This is a genomic window from Pseudomonas sp. UBA6310 (assembly GCF_002438225.1).
Classification (GTDB): Bacteria; Pseudomonadota; Gammaproteobacteria; order Pseudomonadales; family Pseudomonadaceae; genus Pseudomonas_O; species Pseudomonas_O kuykendallii.
In genome coordinates this window covers 120,441-135,171 of the sequence record NZ_DJTK01000083.1, presented here as the reverse complement: position 1 = coordinate 135,171, position 14,731 = coordinate 120,441, and the positions used below count along the sequence as shown (strand labels likewise).

The following is a 14,731-nucleotide window of genomic DNA, read 5'->3' as shown; positions in this document are numbered from 1 at the left end:
CTGACCGGCTCAGGTTCTGATTTCGCCATCTTCCTCAATAAGCTTCTGAATGCGGCCAGTCTCATCAAGCTTAGCGGTAACGAGTAGATGAGCTGAAACTGTCCCGCCCATTCTGCGTATGTACTCCTCTTTTTCAGCAAGCATGTTCACCTCTCGGGCTGAGGGGTAGTGGCGAAGGGCACGCGAGGCCTGACGCTTTATTTCAGCGCTGACCTCGCTACTGTTCGTCAGGGCATTCAGAAAACTGCGTACTTCCATTAGTGCAGCAGTACGTTCGATAGGCATGGTCATGGCGAGTCTCCCGCGCTGCATTGGGGGCGAGCGTATGAGCAACTATATGCTGAGTTTTCACGGTCGGGTAAGTCGAAAGCAGCCTGTCACTGACGGCAGCTACTGGTCAATGAGCGCCTGCGGTACCGGCGCTACTGGCAGTGTTCGACATGGCAGCGCATGGTGGCCGTTTACCTGCGCCGGCGCCGCTTGGCGCGTATCAGGTGCGGCGAGCTTGTCGTAGATGAACCGTGCGGCCTCTTTGGCCGGCGGAACGCCGTCCCGGCACACCTGTTCCCAAAGCTCTTCGAACTTCATGGCGGCTCACCTGGTTTGAAATCTTAGTAGTGGGTTTGTGGGGCCGCTCCGGACGCGGAACTGGGGCCCAGGGTGAGATGTGCAGCTGCCTCAGCGGCCTGAAGCAGCTGCTGGCGCATTACTCGGCCGCGGTATGCGGGACGCGCGTGATGATGAAGCCATCCGGCTCGTCGGAAGACAGGATTTCGAAGTCGGTGCCCAGCTGTGCTGCGACCTTGCGTAGGCTGGTAATAGCCAGATCGTCGTGCCAGCTCTTGCCGTTGGCCCGGTAGGTTTTGCCGATCTTGTGGAGCTTGTCCTCGATCGCATCCAGCAGGGTGTCGATGTCTTCGGCGGGAACGGTTACTTGCTTGTGTGTCATGTACTTGCCTTTCGTCAGAGTGATGTTGCTGGTGCTGCACCCGGCAATGACTCGGCCCGCTCGGGGCGGGCTTGGTCGGATGCCAGGAGGCTAGGAGTTTAACCATACCTCGAAGGTCTTGATTTCCCAGCTCAGGTGTTTGGCCTGTTCCACGTAGATGGCATAGCGGTCTTGACGTGTGCCCACGGCGGTACTTCCTTCTTTGTCGGCGAAAGGGGTTTTTTCAACGATCGGGCCGGTCAATGCGTTATCTGCAGGAGCACGCGCCGCAGGTGCGGGCACTGCAGGGCAAGCCGCAGATCAGTATCGATTCCGCCGCGCTGCAGGGGCTGATCACCGGCAGCGCTGCTGGCCAGAGCCTGAGCATCGAGCGCTTGGACAACCAGAGCGATGGCGGCCTGCAGGTCAGCCTGCAGCCCACCGACTTCGCACGTCTGCTGCGCTGGCTGATCAGCCTAGTGGAGCAGGGCGTGCGGGTCGAGGAAGCGAGGTTGAAGCGGGCGGAAAAGGGGTTGGTGAGCACCCGCCTCCTACTGCGTAACAGCTGAGTTGTGAGCTACCTTCGTCTTGGGTGATCGGGCCCATTCACTGAATATCCCGACGCTTGAACTGAACCGCGCCGACTTTCCTATACACTTGATGAGTGTCTTTGGATTCAAGTCAGGGGGCCGGTGTCAGCACGTTAGTGGGGGAGCATACGATCAGCTGACGGGCTCCGCGGGTCATAGCCACGTACAAATGCTGGGCCGTCATCTCCTGGGGTTCCAGAATCACCGCTATGTCGGCCTCAAGCCCTTTGAGCAGAAGCGTGCTGCCTACACGTCGGCGCAATTGAGGCCTTACGTTGTGACGCTGCCGCTCGCGGACCTGAAGCGCGGCGGCATAAAGCCCAGCAGTGCTGCCCTGGGCTGCCTGTAGTGCAGTTTGGCAGCTTTGCAGTAGCTCCGGTCGGTAAACGCGTGTTTGGGGCGAGCGGCTGAGGTTTGCCAGAAAGCGTTGTGCCTCGACAAAGCTAGGACCATCAGCGAATGCAATCGCGGCCGCCTCAATAGGGGACGCCGGTACTTGTGCGCGGCCAGACCGTAGGATCCGCACGCGGTCCAACAGCGCAGTGGTGCCCACGCCTGTCATCACGCTCGCGGCAAATCCTACGAGAGGAGTTAGCGCGTCAGCGGCCATCGGATCAAAGGACCGAGCAAATTGAATGAGCTCAGGAAGGTCCACGCGCTCCACCACGGTGGCTCCGGGTGTCTGACTGGCAAATCCGTTACGGCTAGCGGGTCGCCTGGAGTCCCCGATGATAAGCACGCTTTCTTGGCCACCACTGCCGCGGGCCATTGCGGCCTGCCGTCGCTGGGCGTTGGCTGTGTCGGCTTGCAACTGAACCCACTGCACTTCGGGTGGTGCTGTTAGCAGGTCAACTGAGTGCCCGGCCTGGAGCTGTGCACGGACGCGCAATAGCCACTGCCCCAATGCAGGTGTGCCGACTCGCTGCCAGCGCCACGGCGTTTGGAGAGTGCCGACCGAGGGGAAGTGCGTCTCCACATCGGCCTGCCAATTCACTAAGGCATTACCCGCGAAGCCAAAAATTGCCTGCATCGGATCACCCAGCACGCAGGTGGGAAGCACCTGAGCTGCCCACGTGATAATGGTGTGCTGCGGGATGTTGCAGTCCTGATACTCGTCTACCAGCAGTCGAGCGTAGGTAGCTCGGAGGGATTGTGTGATGTGGCCGGCCTGCAGCAAGCGGCCGGCCGCAGCGCGAATAGCGGGATAATCATGCCCAGGGTTGGCCAGCTCAAGTACTCCCGGCGGTATTCCGCTGCGCTGCGGGAACCTGGCCACCAGGCGCATCGCGAATCCATCGATCGTCGCGACCCTGTATGCCGAGCTTGAAACCGAAGCTTGGGTCAGGCGGGCCCGTAGCGCAGCCACGCCGGCATTGGTGTGGGTGAGCACGAGAATGGGCTTGCTCCCTGTGTGAGCGCCCAAGGCTTCCGCTATCTGCTGAGTTTTGCCGCATCCCGCCGGCGCGGTGACCGAGCCGCGTCCCACCGCCAGCAGGTCAATCTCCGGTGGCACGAGTCCACCCCCACAGCTGAGTTACCAGATTCAGGAATTCAGGAGCGCTCTGCAGGACGTGTGGGCCCACGATCTGGCGCCCAACGTGCTGGAAGGCGGTTACGTTCTTGAACCAACCATTCCTGGTGCGAGCCGCTTGGCCAAGCATCTGACGGGTCGGTGGTGCGTATGGCACACCCTGTGCGCGTGAACCTTTAATTTGCTCCAGCGTAAGCGTTCCGCTTGACCTAGAGCGGATATGTTCCGCCACCGTCTCGGTTCCTTTCTCTTCCTCCGCGAAGGCCAACAGTGCATCGATCGCTTGATCTGGAAGGCCGAGGAAAATCGCGTCCTCCAATGCCTGGCCTTGTTGCCATGTGAGTACGTCGATCCCCTCTCTGACTACTTCATCCAGCACTGTCTGAGTGTGTGGCTTGTCGGCATCGATGAACACCATAACCCGGTAGCCCAGTCGTCGAAGGACAAGGCTGCGCTGCAAGCACAGGTCTGGCGTACTGCCACCAGCGTTGACGTAGGAGCCCCCTAGCGCAAAGAAGGAAGGGTGATTGCGCTCCGTCCAATACTGGTCCAAGCCCCTGGCCAATCCAATTTCGCTCGCTCCCTCACATACCAGCAGTGAGCTGGCTAGAAACGCCTCTGGATCCGTACGTAAGGTGCTCTGCACGTGATCCGACAGCCCAGGAGCGCGCACCTCGTGGATGTCCAGTCGTTTGCGGACAATGAACAGCTGGCTGCTGCTGAGCTCTCGCAGCGCAACCGGTGAGTGCGTTGTCAGAAAGACCTGCAGAGGTGCATTGGCCTCTTTGGCTCCCAGCGAGTCAAGCAAGCGTTTGAGGCGGTGCGGCTCCAGGCCGTATTCGACCTCGTCTACGAGCGCGATTGTCGACGCTTGCGCCGCCGCTCTTTGCAGGCCGGCAGTGAGCAGTCGTGCAGAACCTGTCCCCAATGCATGCAGCGGCACGCCTGCCTGATCATGTAGCGCAATCGCACCATCGCCGATAGAGACCGCATGTGCATCAAGTAGCGCCTGTGGATGTCCGACGTGCACCCCCAAATTAGCCGCGGTCAGCGCCACCGTTTGGAGGGTCTGCGCGAGCTGGGCGCTCGCCTGATTACCAAACCCTGCACGGGCTTCTCGGGCAGCGCGAGCGAGCTCTGCGCCCAAGTCCGGACGCTCCTCAGTTAAGCGGTTGAGCACCGAGCTGCGGTTCCAGGTCAAGTGTGTGCTGGCGTATTGGCCGATACGAGCCGGCGCCAACAGTGCACGATGCTTCCAGGCCAGCCCACGCTCTATCCCCTGAGCAACGGCCCTATTGGAGATGAGTGACCAGACAGGCTCCAGGTCAGCCCCCACCTGTAACTGCACGGTCAGGACTGTTTCGATGTCAGCACGCGGCTCATCTTCCAAAAGCCTGGTGTTCGTATCAAATCCGCGTAGAAACTCGCCGTAGGTGTCGAGATTCAACAGCTCATCGGGCAAGGCCCCTATGGTGACCGTGATGAGGATGGGGTGAGCGACGTTCAGCAGATGAAAATCGGTATCGCTGAAGCGGGCGCTGCGTCGAGCGCCCAGGCAGAGGTCGATGGCATCAAGAACGCTGGACTTACCGCTGTCGCCTGGACCTATCAGGCAGTTGATACCAGCGGAGGGAGCCCAATCCATGGCCCTGATGGCTCGGAAGTTTCGAATACTCAAGTGCCTGACTCGAACCATCACGGCCCCCATCATCATCCCTGTTTGGTTTGAGTATCCAATGCGTTGTGCAAAATATCCACTCACTATGGCAGACGGTTCTCTGCATCTAAATGATGCCTTAGGACTGTCAAGTGTAGGGATGTAACCATGTGAGGCTGGGTTTGGCCGATAGCCGCCTGTTACAAGCGTCAGCTATCGGCCAGAAGCGGTCAGTCACGAAAGACAGAGTCGACCCCGAGCTGACGCTCGGCAGCATCAATATCGTGTCTCCGATTATTTACCGACTGGGTTGTGGGGCTGGCGGGACCGGCAGAGGTAGATGCGTCGCGCGCTGATCACACAAAAAGATCCCGCTTACTGGCCAGCCAGAACAGATAACGCCAAACTCCGACGTGTGAAGCCGGCGCTGGCTGGTTTTCGATCACAAACTGGATAGCCCCAAAAATGCTTGTGAGGAGCCTGATGAAAAGGAAGTTACTTCTGTCCGTTCTGGGGCTGGTTGCCGTTTCAGTGGGTGGTTTCTACTACTACACGACCACACCAACCTATTCCGTCCTGCAGATCCGCAACGCGGTACAGGACCATGACGTGGCCTTGTTCGAAAAGCATGTTGATGTCGACACGCTCTTCAATCGCCTGATTGACGATGTGATGGCGCAAGCACTCTTCCAGGCCGCTAATGAGGATAACTCCGGTTGGAGCACGCTCGGCAGTGCCTTGGGCACGGGCATTGTGCAGATGATGAAGCCAACTCTTGTGAGCGGGCTGAAGTCGTCGACCTTGCGGTACGTCGAAACGGGCGAGCTGGTTAAAGGCGGACAACGTGTCGCGCCCTCTGCAGTGCCTGCTGTTGCCAGTGATGCGGCTAAAAAGGCCAGTCTTGACGGCATGGCATCGTCATTTGGCCTGGAGCAGTTGAAGCTGCAGGATTACGACGTCGAGAAGCAGGGCAAGGTGGCCATCGTGACCATACCCTACCGTAACGAACAGCTCGATCTTCCCCTTGAGATGAAGTTCACCCTGCGTGACCAGGGTGGTTACTGGCAGCTGGTGCAGTTCAATAATGCGGCTGAAATCATGTCAGCGATTGAGAAGGAGCAGCAGCGCCGACTGACTGAAGCTAACAACAAGATCACGGCTGCCCCCCAAAAACCGGTTTCTGTGAATGATGAGCTTTTGTGGAGTGTCCAGGTCGCGTCCTTGAGCAGTAAAGAGACAGCCGAGAAGCTTGAAATGCGCTTAAAGGACGCCGGGTATGAAGTGTACACAACCACGGCTGATGGCATGAATCGGATCTTTTGTGGCCCCTACAAAGGCCGGGAACATGCAGACATAGCTAGGGATCAACTGCAGCGCCAGCAACGTCTTAACGGGTTTGTTGTGCGCTATGAAGATCCCAAAGTTGGCGCCAGTCTTCTGCTAAAGCCTTGATCACACGCCACGATCTAAACCTCCGGTCCGAGCCGATTTCTATGCAGTTGAATAGGCAGCTGTTTGCTGGACGCGAGCTTCAGAGAGCTGCGGCTCTGCACAACAACAGGGAGGCAAAGCAAGCATGGCTCGTGAAACGGTACTGATCGACAACTGCGCATGGGATATTCTTGAAAGTCGAGGAGTCGTTCTGGTCGACGAGTGCGGGGAAGATCTGCAATTCACCGTCAGCGATCTCGGCTTGATTGAGATCCCGGCAGGCTCTCATCCGAGTGAAGACGCCCAGCGAGTTGGTAAGTACGCACGAGCGCAACTGGCAGCCCTAGAAGCAGAACCCGCAGTCTGGTTTCAATTCAGGGATATTAATGCCCCGGCCCCAAGTGGGGGTGGTTTCGGTGAGTTGCAGACTGACGGTAGCGTCACTGGTGGGGGGTTCCTGACCAGCGTCGAGGGGCGGGCGTATGCCGACGCGAACGAACACCGAATCGGCGGCGCCAGCGGTGTGAAGAGGATGGGGAGCGGTCTGCTCAAGCATCAGACCGACATTGATTACGGAGAATGGTCTGCAGGCCTTCTGGTGATTACTGCCAATCCCAAGGACTTTAAAGCTGGGGCCAAGGCCCTGGATATCCGCACCTGGGGGGCGGGTAGCTTCGGTGACTTCGTACGGAAAGCTCTCGCGGAGAGGTAGCTCCACCCGTTGAAGCAGCCGGGTCGCTGGATGCACTGTTTGGATGCACAGAGCATCGAGTTTGGACGAGGAAAAGGGACAGACCTATTTTCCCTACCCTGCACTAAATGTCTGCTCTTGGTCGATTCTTTTGAAAACTCGGTATGCGGCAGAGCTGCCAGTTCGGGGTCTGGAAACGCCCTAGTCGAGCGTTGCTACGTGAAATCCAGAGCATTCAGGTCACTGAAGCAAGTCAGATTTCAACGTTAGCCATGCACTTTCGGCGAAAGAAATCGCCGAGGGAGTTTTTCAACAGAATCGGCCAGCAGCTGACAGTGAGTGGCAGCCCCGGGTAGGGCTGCCTGATGAGGCGTCAGATCACGCGTTTGATGCTGATGTAGTCGCCCTGAGTGCGCAGGGTGACGGTCACCGGTTTGCTAGTGCGATTACGCCAGAACCAACCGTGCTTGCCATCGAATGCGGCCTCCAGAACACCCGTGTCTTCTGGCGTTGAGCGTCCCTTCCCGTAGCCGTGATAGAAGTCGCGCGGCGCGTTGTAAGGATCGCCATGGGTGTCGTAGTTAACGACGCCGCCATTGGCAGTCCAGCGGTAGTTCACCTTGGCACCTTGCTTCATTTCCAGTTTCACTTCGGCACCCTGGTTCGGGCTCAAGGTGATGCTCATTTCATGCTGCAGGGCAGCCTGCTCAGGCGCAGCCGGTTGCTCCGGAGCGGGAATGACCTCGGCAGGAGCGGCCGGGGTAGTGGGTGCTGCGGCGATAGTTTCAGCTGGCGGCGGAGTGGGAGTCTGAGCTGCGACCTCATCGGCGCGGGCCTCGTCAGCCAGCTGGATCTTCACCTCACCCATCTGAGTGAGGCCCAATGCTCGGCCCACGCCAGTGGGGTCGATCGCATATTCCGAAGGCATTACCACGGTGACCAGGAGCACGCAGGCAATGATTGCCGCGATGATCGTGGAGCGCAGTAGCTGTGCTGTCGAGGGGAGTTCGTTAAGGGTCGGAAGCTTGGTATTGAACATAGAAAGAATTCCTTACTGAGAGACGATCAGGCCGGTGATCTGGTAGCCCATGAGCAAGAAGCCGGCGCTCATCATGGCGACGTTGGCGGTGTAGGCGTGGCGCCAGAAGCTGGCGGTACGTCGCCAGTAGCCCATCAGAATGAGAATGCCGCCGAGGGCCAGTAGCTGGCCGATCTCGACACCTACGTTGAAGGCAATCAGGTTGGCGATCAGGCCATCAGGAGAAATTTCGAACTCCTGGATCTTGGTGGCCAGACCGAAACCATGAAGCAGGCCGAAGATCAGCGTTGCTGCGCGGGTATCGGGCTGGTACCCAAACCAGCGCTGGAAGGCGCCGAGGTTATCCAGGGCCTTGTACACGACCGAAAAGCCGATGATCGCGTCGATCACATACGAGCTGATGCTGATGTTGCTAAGCACTCCAAAGAGCAGAGTGATCGAATGGCCAACTGCGAACAGCGTGACGTACAGCCCTACGTCCTTCAGACGGTAGAGAAAGAAGATCACGCCGAACAGGAACAGCAGATGGTCGTAGCCGGTGATCATGTGTTTGGCACCCATGTAGATGAAGGGCACCAACATCACGCCGGTACTTTCCTGGATGAAGCCCTTGTCTCCTTCGGGAACTCCGTGGGCCAGCGCCTCAGGCATGACTGCCATCAGTAGAGCGAGGGTAAGCAAGGGCAGAAAGAGTGATCGACGCAGGCGTGCGATCAGCGCCGTTGCCCTGCTTAGGGGAAGCGAATTCATAACGATTTCCTAGGCTGTAGTGGTCTGGGGCCGCGAGGCGGCCGGTTTCAGAGCACGAACCTAGAGCGTGGTGGCCGTTCGATCAGGTAGATCGGCACTTCAGGGACAATTGCCCGCAACGAGCTGGGAGGGGTTTCCCGCTCGGGGCGTGACAGTAGTGTCAACGCCGACCCGAGATAGGGGATCTCATGGCTATGGTCAGCTGCATGTTTGTGGCTCGGGAATGCCGGCGCGTCCACGTCATGGGAATGACCATGGGACACAGCGCCAGAGTAATCCCCCGGTATCAGCGGTGCTTTGATGGCGGCCAGCGAATGCCCTACCCAGGCCAATAGCAAGGCCAGTATCAATGCGATAACGGGTTTCTTCGAGGCACTACGGCGAGCCATTTTCCTATGTCTTGCAGCTTGCAAAGGACCAACAGGGTCGTTTGACCGCATCCCCCCCAGGGGGATAGGATGCGAGCGTAAATCATCGAGGCATAGGACTCAAGGCATGAGCGATCACGAACACAGCCATGGCCACCGACACCAAAGCCACAGCGATGTCATGAAGCGCCTGAAGCGCGCCGAGGGCCATCTGCGCAGCATCATCACCATGATCGAGGATGGCCGTGAGTGCGTGGATATCGCGCAGCAGCTGCATGCCGTGGAGAAGGCCGTATGCCAGGCCAAGCGCACTCTGATTCAAGATCACATCGATCACTGCCTGGAGCACACGATGGACGCCCTCGCTACTGGCGAGCGCACCTCCCTTGAAGACTTCAAGCAGATCACGAAGTACCTGTAGGTATCACCATGTCGAGCTTTGCCGAATTGCTGCAGCAGGGTGCGTCTCACGCCTGGCTGTACTTCCCCAGCGCCATCCTCCTAGGGGCATTGCATGGCCTGGAGCCAGGCCACTCGAAGACCATGATGGCGGCCTTCATCGTAGCCATCCGCGGCACCGTGAAGCAGGCGGTATTGCTGGGGCTGGCGGCAACCATTTCGCACACCGCGGTGGTCTGGCTGGTGGCCATGGGCGGCATGTATCTGGGCCAGAACCTGAATGCCGAGACGACGGAACCTTATTTCCAGCTCGCGTCCGCCGCGATCATCATCACCATCGCGCTCTGGATGCTGTGGCGAACCTGGCGTGGCGAACAGATGTGGCGTTTCGAAGAAGGTGATCATGCGCATGATCACCACCATGACGAGCTTCGCCGAATCGATACCGGACACGGGCGAATCGAACTCTCGATCTTCGAGGAAGGGGTTCCCCCGCGCTGGCGTCTGCGCACTCTGACTGGTCACTCTTGGCCAGCAGAAGACGTGAATCTGTCGACGACGCGTCCTGATGGGACAGCTCAGCTGTTCCGCTTTGTGCATCGCGGCGAATACCTGGAATCGGTCGCGGAAGTTCCAGAGCCTCATCAGTTCACCGCGCGTCTGAGCCTTGGCCACGCGGGCCATTCGCACGACTATGACCTCGATTTCCATGAGCACGACCACGGCCACGACCATTCCGATCTGCAGGGCCTGGAGCTGTCGCTGGAGGGATACCAGGATGCCCATGAGCGAGCTCACGCCAACGATATCCGCAACCGCTTCAATAACCGCAACGTCACTACAGGCCAGATCATCCTGTTCGGCCTGACCGGAGGACTGATCCCCTGTCCTGCCGCGATTACGGTGCTGTTGCTATGCCTGCAGGTGAAGGAAGTCGCACTCGGGGCTGTTCTGGTGCTGTGCTTTAGTGTCGGCCTGGCGTTGACGCTGGTATCCGTCGGCGTAGCTGCTGCGGTGGGCGCTCGCCAGGCCTCCAACCGGTGGCCATGGCTGGGAGCGGTCGCGCGTCGCGCGCCCTACCTCTCGAGCATGCTCATTATTGGGGTCGGTATCTACGTCGGTGTTCATGGCTGGATCGGTCTGACCGCCTAAATGTGGGAGCTATCAGGCTACCTGGGCCTACTCCTCGCGGCCTTCAGTGCCGCGACTTTGATCCCTGCACAGTCCGAGGCAGTGCTCACCGGCCTGCTGATAAGTGGCAACTACTCGGTGGTCATGCTGTTGGTGGTGGCTACGGCAGGAAACGTTCTGGGTTCCGCGCTCAACTGGCTGCTCGGTCTCTACATTGAGCGCTATCGGCACAGACGCTGGTTCCCGGTCAGTGACGACAAGCTGGCCCGCGCGCAGCGGGCCTACCACCGCTACGGCCGTTGGTCACTGCTGCTGAGCTGGGTACCGATCATTGGCGACCCGCTGACCCTGATTGCCGGTGTCATGCGCGAACCCTTCTGGAGCTTCTTTTTGATCGTGCTACTGGCCAAGGCGGCTCGATACCTGGTGCTCACTGTGGTGACCCTCGGGATCATGGGGTAATGCGCTCGACCAGCCTGGATCTCGTCAAATGGCTCGCCATGCTGACAATGGTCATAGACCACCTGCGCTATCTCTGGCCCGAAGCAACAGCATGGCTTTTCGTGGTTGGACGCTTCGCCTTTCCGCTGTTCTGCCTTGGCATCGCCGCCAATGTGTCGCGTTCCCTCCCAGGAGATCTGTACAGCGAAAATAACTTTCGCTACTTGAGTTGGATTCTGGCCTTCAGCCTCATATCCGAGATGCCGTATCGGGCGCTGTCCGAGATGAGCAATACGCTGAATGTGATGCCGACACTGATGTTGGGGCTCATAGTTGCTTGGAGCGTCCATCACAGCGATCGTACAGGCTTGGTGCTGGGGCTATTCACGCTGACCGTTTCGATAGTGCTGCATGATCGGCTGATGTATGGCGCGTTTGGCGTCCTGCTGCCGGCGACCATGGTGCTGGCAGTGCAGCGCCCCTGGATTACCTGGCTCATACCTGCAGTCTTCAGCGTGTTGGCCAATAGCCGTGACGGCTGGATCGGAGCTGGTCCCTTTGGCACCTGGTGGGCCATGGCCACGACCTTTGCGGCTCCGCTGGTTGGCCTGTGGCTATTGCGGCAGAAAATCACCCAACACATATGGCCAGTGGGGCGTTGGGGTTACTACTTCTACCCCGGCCATCTAGCGGTGCTGGCGTTGCTTCGTGTGGCTCTCTGACCGATCGATCAAAATCCCCTTGCTCAATGCAGGCCTTTTGCCATAATCCGGAGCGTGACCTAGATCACATATAAGAGCCAATCGAAACGGAGTTTGAACATGAAGAAGCTTTCTGCCGCCCTGATCGCCACCGTGATTGCCCTGTCCTCCGGCGCTGCCATTGCCCATAGCGGCGGTACCGACTCGAAGGGCTGCCATACCAACCACTCCACAGGGACGTACCACTGCCATTAATTAAGGCAGCGCTGGTCGCCTCTCGCGAGGCGGCCAGAACCAGATGGCTAGACCAAATCGCACACCGGCTGCTTGGCTTCACTCCACCCTGCAAAGCCGTCGACGAGATACCGCGCATCCAGTCCCATCGCCCAGAGAGTAGCGGCACACCCTTGGCTGATTTCATGCCCATGCGCGCAGTAAAGAATCACGGGGCGATCCCGTGGCACCTGATCCTTCCAGGAAAAAAGCAGTTCGGGGTCCTGCCATTTCGCGTTGGCGATCTGTGCCCCGTCGGCGTTGCGCACGATGGCTCGGCGCACATCGAGCAGCTCGAAGCTGCGACCAGCAGCCTGCCACTCGGCGAACTCGTGAATCGATATGCGCCCCATAACCCCTCCCTAACGCAGCAGGTGGATAGCCAAGCCCACCAGAGCGCAGCCCAGCAACACCTGGATGACTCCACGCTTGAAGCGGAACAGCGCCACTGCAGCTCCGACAGTGATCAGCGCGGAGGGCCAATCGAAACTGCCAGCAAAGCCCTCAGGCCACAGCACGTGATAACCGAAGAACAGCGCTAGGTTGAGTATGACGCCAACCACCGCGGCAGTGATGCCGGTCAGTGGTGCCGTAAACTTCAATTCGTTGTGGGTCGACTCCACCAGCGGCCCGCCGACGAGGATGAACAGGAACGAGGGCAGGAAGGTAAACCAAGTTACGAGGCTGGCTGCCACAGCGCCGGCAAGGAATGCCTGTTCCGGCCCAAAGACCTGGTGCACATACGCGCCAACGAAGCCCACGAAGGCCACGACCATGATCAGTGGCCCGGGGGTGGTTTCGCCCAATGCCAGGCCATCAATCATCTGGGTAGGGGTCAGCCAACCGTAATGGCCTACCGCGCCCTGATAGACATACGGCAGTACCGCATAGGCGCCGCCGAAGGTGAGTAGAGCGGCCTTGGTGAAGAACCAGCCCATCTGGGGCAGGGTGCCGTCCCAACCATAGAGGGCAGTCAACAGCCCCATCGGCAAAGCCCACAGCACGACTCCTACTGCGGCCAGCAGAGCCAAGCGCGACCAGCGGAAGCGCGCATGGGCCGGTGGTGGCGTGTCGTCGTCGATCAATGCTGGCCCATAGGACTGCTTGGACGCGCCATGCCCACCACCGATGCTGAACTTGTCGGGAGCATAGCGTCCGCCCAGGTAGCCGATCATGGCTGCTCCCAGGACGATCAGCGGGAACGGGAGGTTGAGCGCGAAGATCGCCACGAAGGAGGCGGCAGCGATCGCCCACAACCAGTTGTTCTTCAGTGCGCGTGAACCGATACGGTGAGCAGCCTGAACGACGATGGCGGTGACGGCGGGTTTGATACCGTAGAACAATCCCGCCACCACGGGCACTTCGCCGAAGGCGATGTAGACCCAGGACAGGGCAATCAGGATGAACAGTGAGGGCAGCACAAACAGTGCGCCGGCAATCACCCCACCCCAGGTGCGATGCATGAGCCAGCCGATGTAGGTGGCCAGTTGCTGGGCCTCCGGGCCTGGCAGGAGCATGCAGTAGTTCAATGCATGCAGAAAGCGGCGCTCCGAGATCCACCGACGTCTCTCCACCAGCTCCTGGTGCATGATCGAGATCTGCCCGGCCGGGCCGCCGAAGCTGATGAAACCGAGTTTCAGCCAGAACAGAAATGCCTCGAATAGGCCAACTTTTTCTACCTTGCCCTGACCTTGCTCTGTCGCTTGCATGGCTGTCTCACTCATCACTCTGTCCTTCCTTGCCGAATGCGGCCAACAGCCCATCGAAGATGGCGCAGGCCGCGGCTAATAACTGATCGTCGTCCTGGATGCTGGCTCGCAGTCCAGCCAGTACGCGCTCTACACCCGTCGCTTCTGTGGGTTGCGCGCCCCCCACATCCAGGTAATGCACCAGTGCCCCTACGCGCTGCAGTCCTGAAGCCTCCAGCCCGAAGCTAGCCTGCAGGGTTTCGAAGGTGACCTTGTTGCCGACGTGGCTGAACCGGGCACCATCGAAATCGAACCCAAGTGCTTCCGCAGGACATGCATCAGGAGAGGGAAGCCAGAGGATGCTGGCACCTGGATCGATGAAGCGGCGGATCAGCCAGGCGCTGGCCAGGCGGTCTACCCAGGGGCGCTGGCGAGTCGCCCAGGTTCGCCCTTCGTAGTCCCGCGGATCGAGCTGCTCGATGGCTTGCTCATGGCTGGTGGGCTCATCCTTGGAAAGCGCCCGGTTGATGGCCACTTCGAGATCACGTAGCAGCGCGTCTGTCTGTTGCAAAGGTTCGCCCGGAAAGAAGTCGATCGACTGGATCTGAGCGAACGACTTGCGCAGCTTGCGGGCCTGACGAGCAGTCGCCAGGGCGTTCTCGGGCGTCAGCTGGGCCAGTTGGGGCTCAACCTCCGAGCGCAACCTGGCGTAGTCGTCGCCACGATCAAAGAGAGGTATGAAGCGCTCACCCTGGGGATCAGTGACCGGCAGGAGCGACGCCGAGCCACTGCTATCCAGCACGTCACGCTCGACGGACTCCAGTACCTCACGACTAGCCGAGCCATCTGGCAGGAGATAAACCCCATCGCGTAGCACCGCAGCGCCAGCGCTTTTCAACGTGCGCCAAGCGCGCATTCGCTCGGCGGCATTTGCCGTAGGCAGTGCCATCACGAGACATAGCCAATTAATCAATGTAGCGATCTCACTAAATATGTTCGATCGCTACATTACCTGGGGGTTGCTGAATTGGGAACCGGGAAGTTAGCCCTGCTGGGCGGAGTGGTATGCGATTTTCGCCGCCTCCGATTCAGAATGTCCGCTTATGGCCGCTA

The 14,731-nt window shown here is 59.3% G+C and carries 18 protein-coding genes; 8 read left to right on the top strand and 10 right to left on the bottom strand.

All coding sequences use genetic code 11. The annotated features are described in order from the left end of the window. Positions 1–9: 9 nt before the first annotated feature. The 3 genes from B3E91_RS20820 to B3E91_RS20810 all read right to left on the bottom strand — a co-directional run bounded on the left by B3E91_RS20820 (position 10) and on the right by B3E91_RS20810 (position 949). Positions 10–291, bottom strand: coding sequence for a BPSL0761 family protein (locus tag B3E91_RS20820; RefSeq protein ID WP_073672929.1), 282 nt, complete (start codon positions 289–291; stop codon positions 10–12). 99 nt (positions 292–390) lie between these two features. Further along, positions 391–588 (bottom strand): hypothetical protein, encoded by a 198-nt coding sequence (locus B3E91_RS20815; RefSeq protein WP_143178208.1) that lies wholly within the window; start codon positions 586–588, stop codon positions 391–393. 118 nt (positions 589–706) lie between these two features. After that, entirely contained in the window at positions 707–949 is a 243-nt protein-coding gene (locus B3E91_RS20810; RefSeq protein WP_073672930.1) for a hypothetical protein, read from the bottom strand. A gap of 176 nt (positions 950–1,125) precedes the next feature. Between B3E91_RS20810 and gspM the strand changes: the two genes are divergently transcribed. Continuing rightward, positions 1,126–1,497: a type II secretion system protein GspM gene (gene gspM / locus B3E91_RS20805; protein ID WP_256674068.1), complete on the top strand. Its 372-nt coding sequence runs from the start codon at positions 1,126–1,128 to the stop codon at positions 1,495–1,497. A gap of 112 nt (positions 1,498–1,609) precedes the next feature. Here the strand turns inward: gspM and B3E91_RS20800 are convergent, their stop codons facing one another. Beyond that, positions 1,610–3,031 carry a UvrD-helicase domain-containing protein gene (locus B3E91_RS20800; protein ID WP_073672932.1) on the bottom strand — a complete coding sequence of 474 codons (1,422 nt, stop codon included), beginning with the start codon at positions 3,029–3,031 and terminating at the stop codon, positions 1,610–1,612. Further along, on the bottom strand, positions 3,015–4,745 hold the full coding sequence (locus B3E91_RS20795; protein WP_273234149.1) for an ATP-dependent nuclease: 1,731 nt from the start codon (positions 4,743–4,745) through the stop codon (positions 3,015–3,017). The genes B3E91_RS20800 and B3E91_RS20795 overlap by 17 nt, the downstream gene beginning before the upstream one ends. A 444-nt stretch (positions 4,746–5,189) precedes the next feature. Here B3E91_RS20795 and B3E91_RS20790 point away from each other — a divergent pair, with 444 nt between their 5' ends. Both B3E91_RS20790 and B3E91_RS20785 read left to right on the top strand, forming a co-directional pair. Further along, a complete protein-coding gene (locus B3E91_RS20790) occupies positions 5,190–6,158 on the top strand; it encodes an SPOR domain-containing protein (protein ID WP_178383276.1) in 969 nt (322 codons plus the stop codon). Between the two features lie 124 nt (positions 6,159–6,282). Further along, entirely contained in the window at positions 6,283–6,849 is a 567-nt protein-coding gene (locus B3E91_RS20785; RefSeq protein ID WP_073672918.1) for a hypothetical protein, read from the top strand. Between the two features lie 352 nt (positions 6,850–7,201). On the opposite strand, the gene B3E91_RS20780 is transcribed toward B3E91_RS20785, so the two are convergent. Further along, the gene (locus tag B3E91_RS20780) at positions 7,202–7,867 is read right to left on the bottom strand and encodes a transmembrane anchor protein (RefSeq protein WP_073672919.1); all 666 of its coding nucleotides are present in this window, start codon (positions 7,865–7,867) and stop codon (positions 7,202–7,204) included. Between the two features lie 12 nt (positions 7,868–7,879). After that, complete coding sequence (locus B3E91_RS20775) at positions 7,880–8,617, bottom strand: HupE/UreJ family protein (RefSeq protein ID WP_033985547.1); 738 nt, start codon at positions 8,615–8,617, stop codon at positions 7,880–7,882. A gap of 495 nt (positions 8,618–9,112) precedes the next feature. Here B3E91_RS20775 and B3E91_RS20770 point away from each other — a divergent pair, with 495 nt between their 5' ends. The 5 genes from B3E91_RS20770 to B3E91_RS20750 all read left to right on the top strand — a co-directional run bounded on the left by B3E91_RS20770 (position 9,113) and on the right by B3E91_RS20750 (position 11,912). Further along, complete coding sequence (locus B3E91_RS20770; RefSeq protein WP_003246772.1) at positions 9,113–9,406, top strand: metal-sensing transcriptional repressor; 294 nt, start codon at positions 9,113–9,115, stop codon at positions 9,404–9,406. 8 nt (positions 9,407–9,414) lie between these two features. Further along, complete coding sequence (locus tag B3E91_RS20765; RefSeq protein ID WP_142028713.1) at positions 9,415–10,536, top strand: nickel/cobalt efflux protein RcnA; 1,122 nt, start codon at positions 9,415–9,417, stop codon at positions 10,534–10,536. Next, a complete protein-coding gene (locus B3E91_RS20760) occupies positions 10,537–10,977 on the top strand; it encodes a YqaA family protein (protein WP_033985552.1) in 441 nt (146 codons plus the stop codon). Then, positions 10,977–11,678 (top strand): TraX family protein, encoded by a 702-nt coding sequence (locus B3E91_RS20755; protein ID WP_073672922.1) that lies wholly within the window; start codon positions 10,977–10,979, stop codon positions 11,676–11,678. Before B3E91_RS20760 ends, B3E91_RS20755 begins: the two co-directional genes overlap by 1 nt. 99 nt (positions 11,679–11,777) lie before the next feature. Beyond that, positions 11,778–11,912, top strand: coding sequence for a YHYH domain-containing protein (locus B3E91_RS20750; protein ID WP_142028712.1), 135 nt, complete (start codon positions 11,778–11,780; stop codon positions 11,910–11,912). A gap of 47 nt (positions 11,913–11,959) precedes the next feature. On the opposite strand, the gene B3E91_RS20745 is transcribed toward B3E91_RS20750, so the two are convergent. From B3E91_RS20745 to B3E91_RS20735, 3 genes are read right to left on the bottom strand one after another with little or no spacing between them, the layout of a single operon-like run. Continuing rightward, positions 11,960–12,283: a rhodanese-like domain-containing protein gene (locus B3E91_RS20745; protein WP_073672923.1), complete on the bottom strand. Its 324-nt coding sequence runs from the start codon at positions 12,281–12,283 to the stop codon at positions 11,960–11,962. Between the two features lie 9 nt (positions 12,284–12,292). Next, positions 12,293–13,654, bottom strand: coding sequence for a chromate efflux transporter (chrA, locus tag B3E91_RS20740; protein ID WP_073672924.1), 1,362 nt, complete (start codon positions 13,652–13,654; stop codon positions 12,293–12,295). Beyond that, positions 13,647–14,591, bottom strand: a complete 945-nt coding sequence (locus tag B3E91_RS20735) for a chromate resistance protein ChrB domain-containing protein (RefSeq protein ID WP_256674069.1) — start codon at positions 14,589–14,591, stop codon at positions 13,647–13,649. Before B3E91_RS20735 ends, chrA begins: the two co-directional genes overlap by 8 nt. Positions 14,592–14,731: the final 140 nt, after the last annotated feature.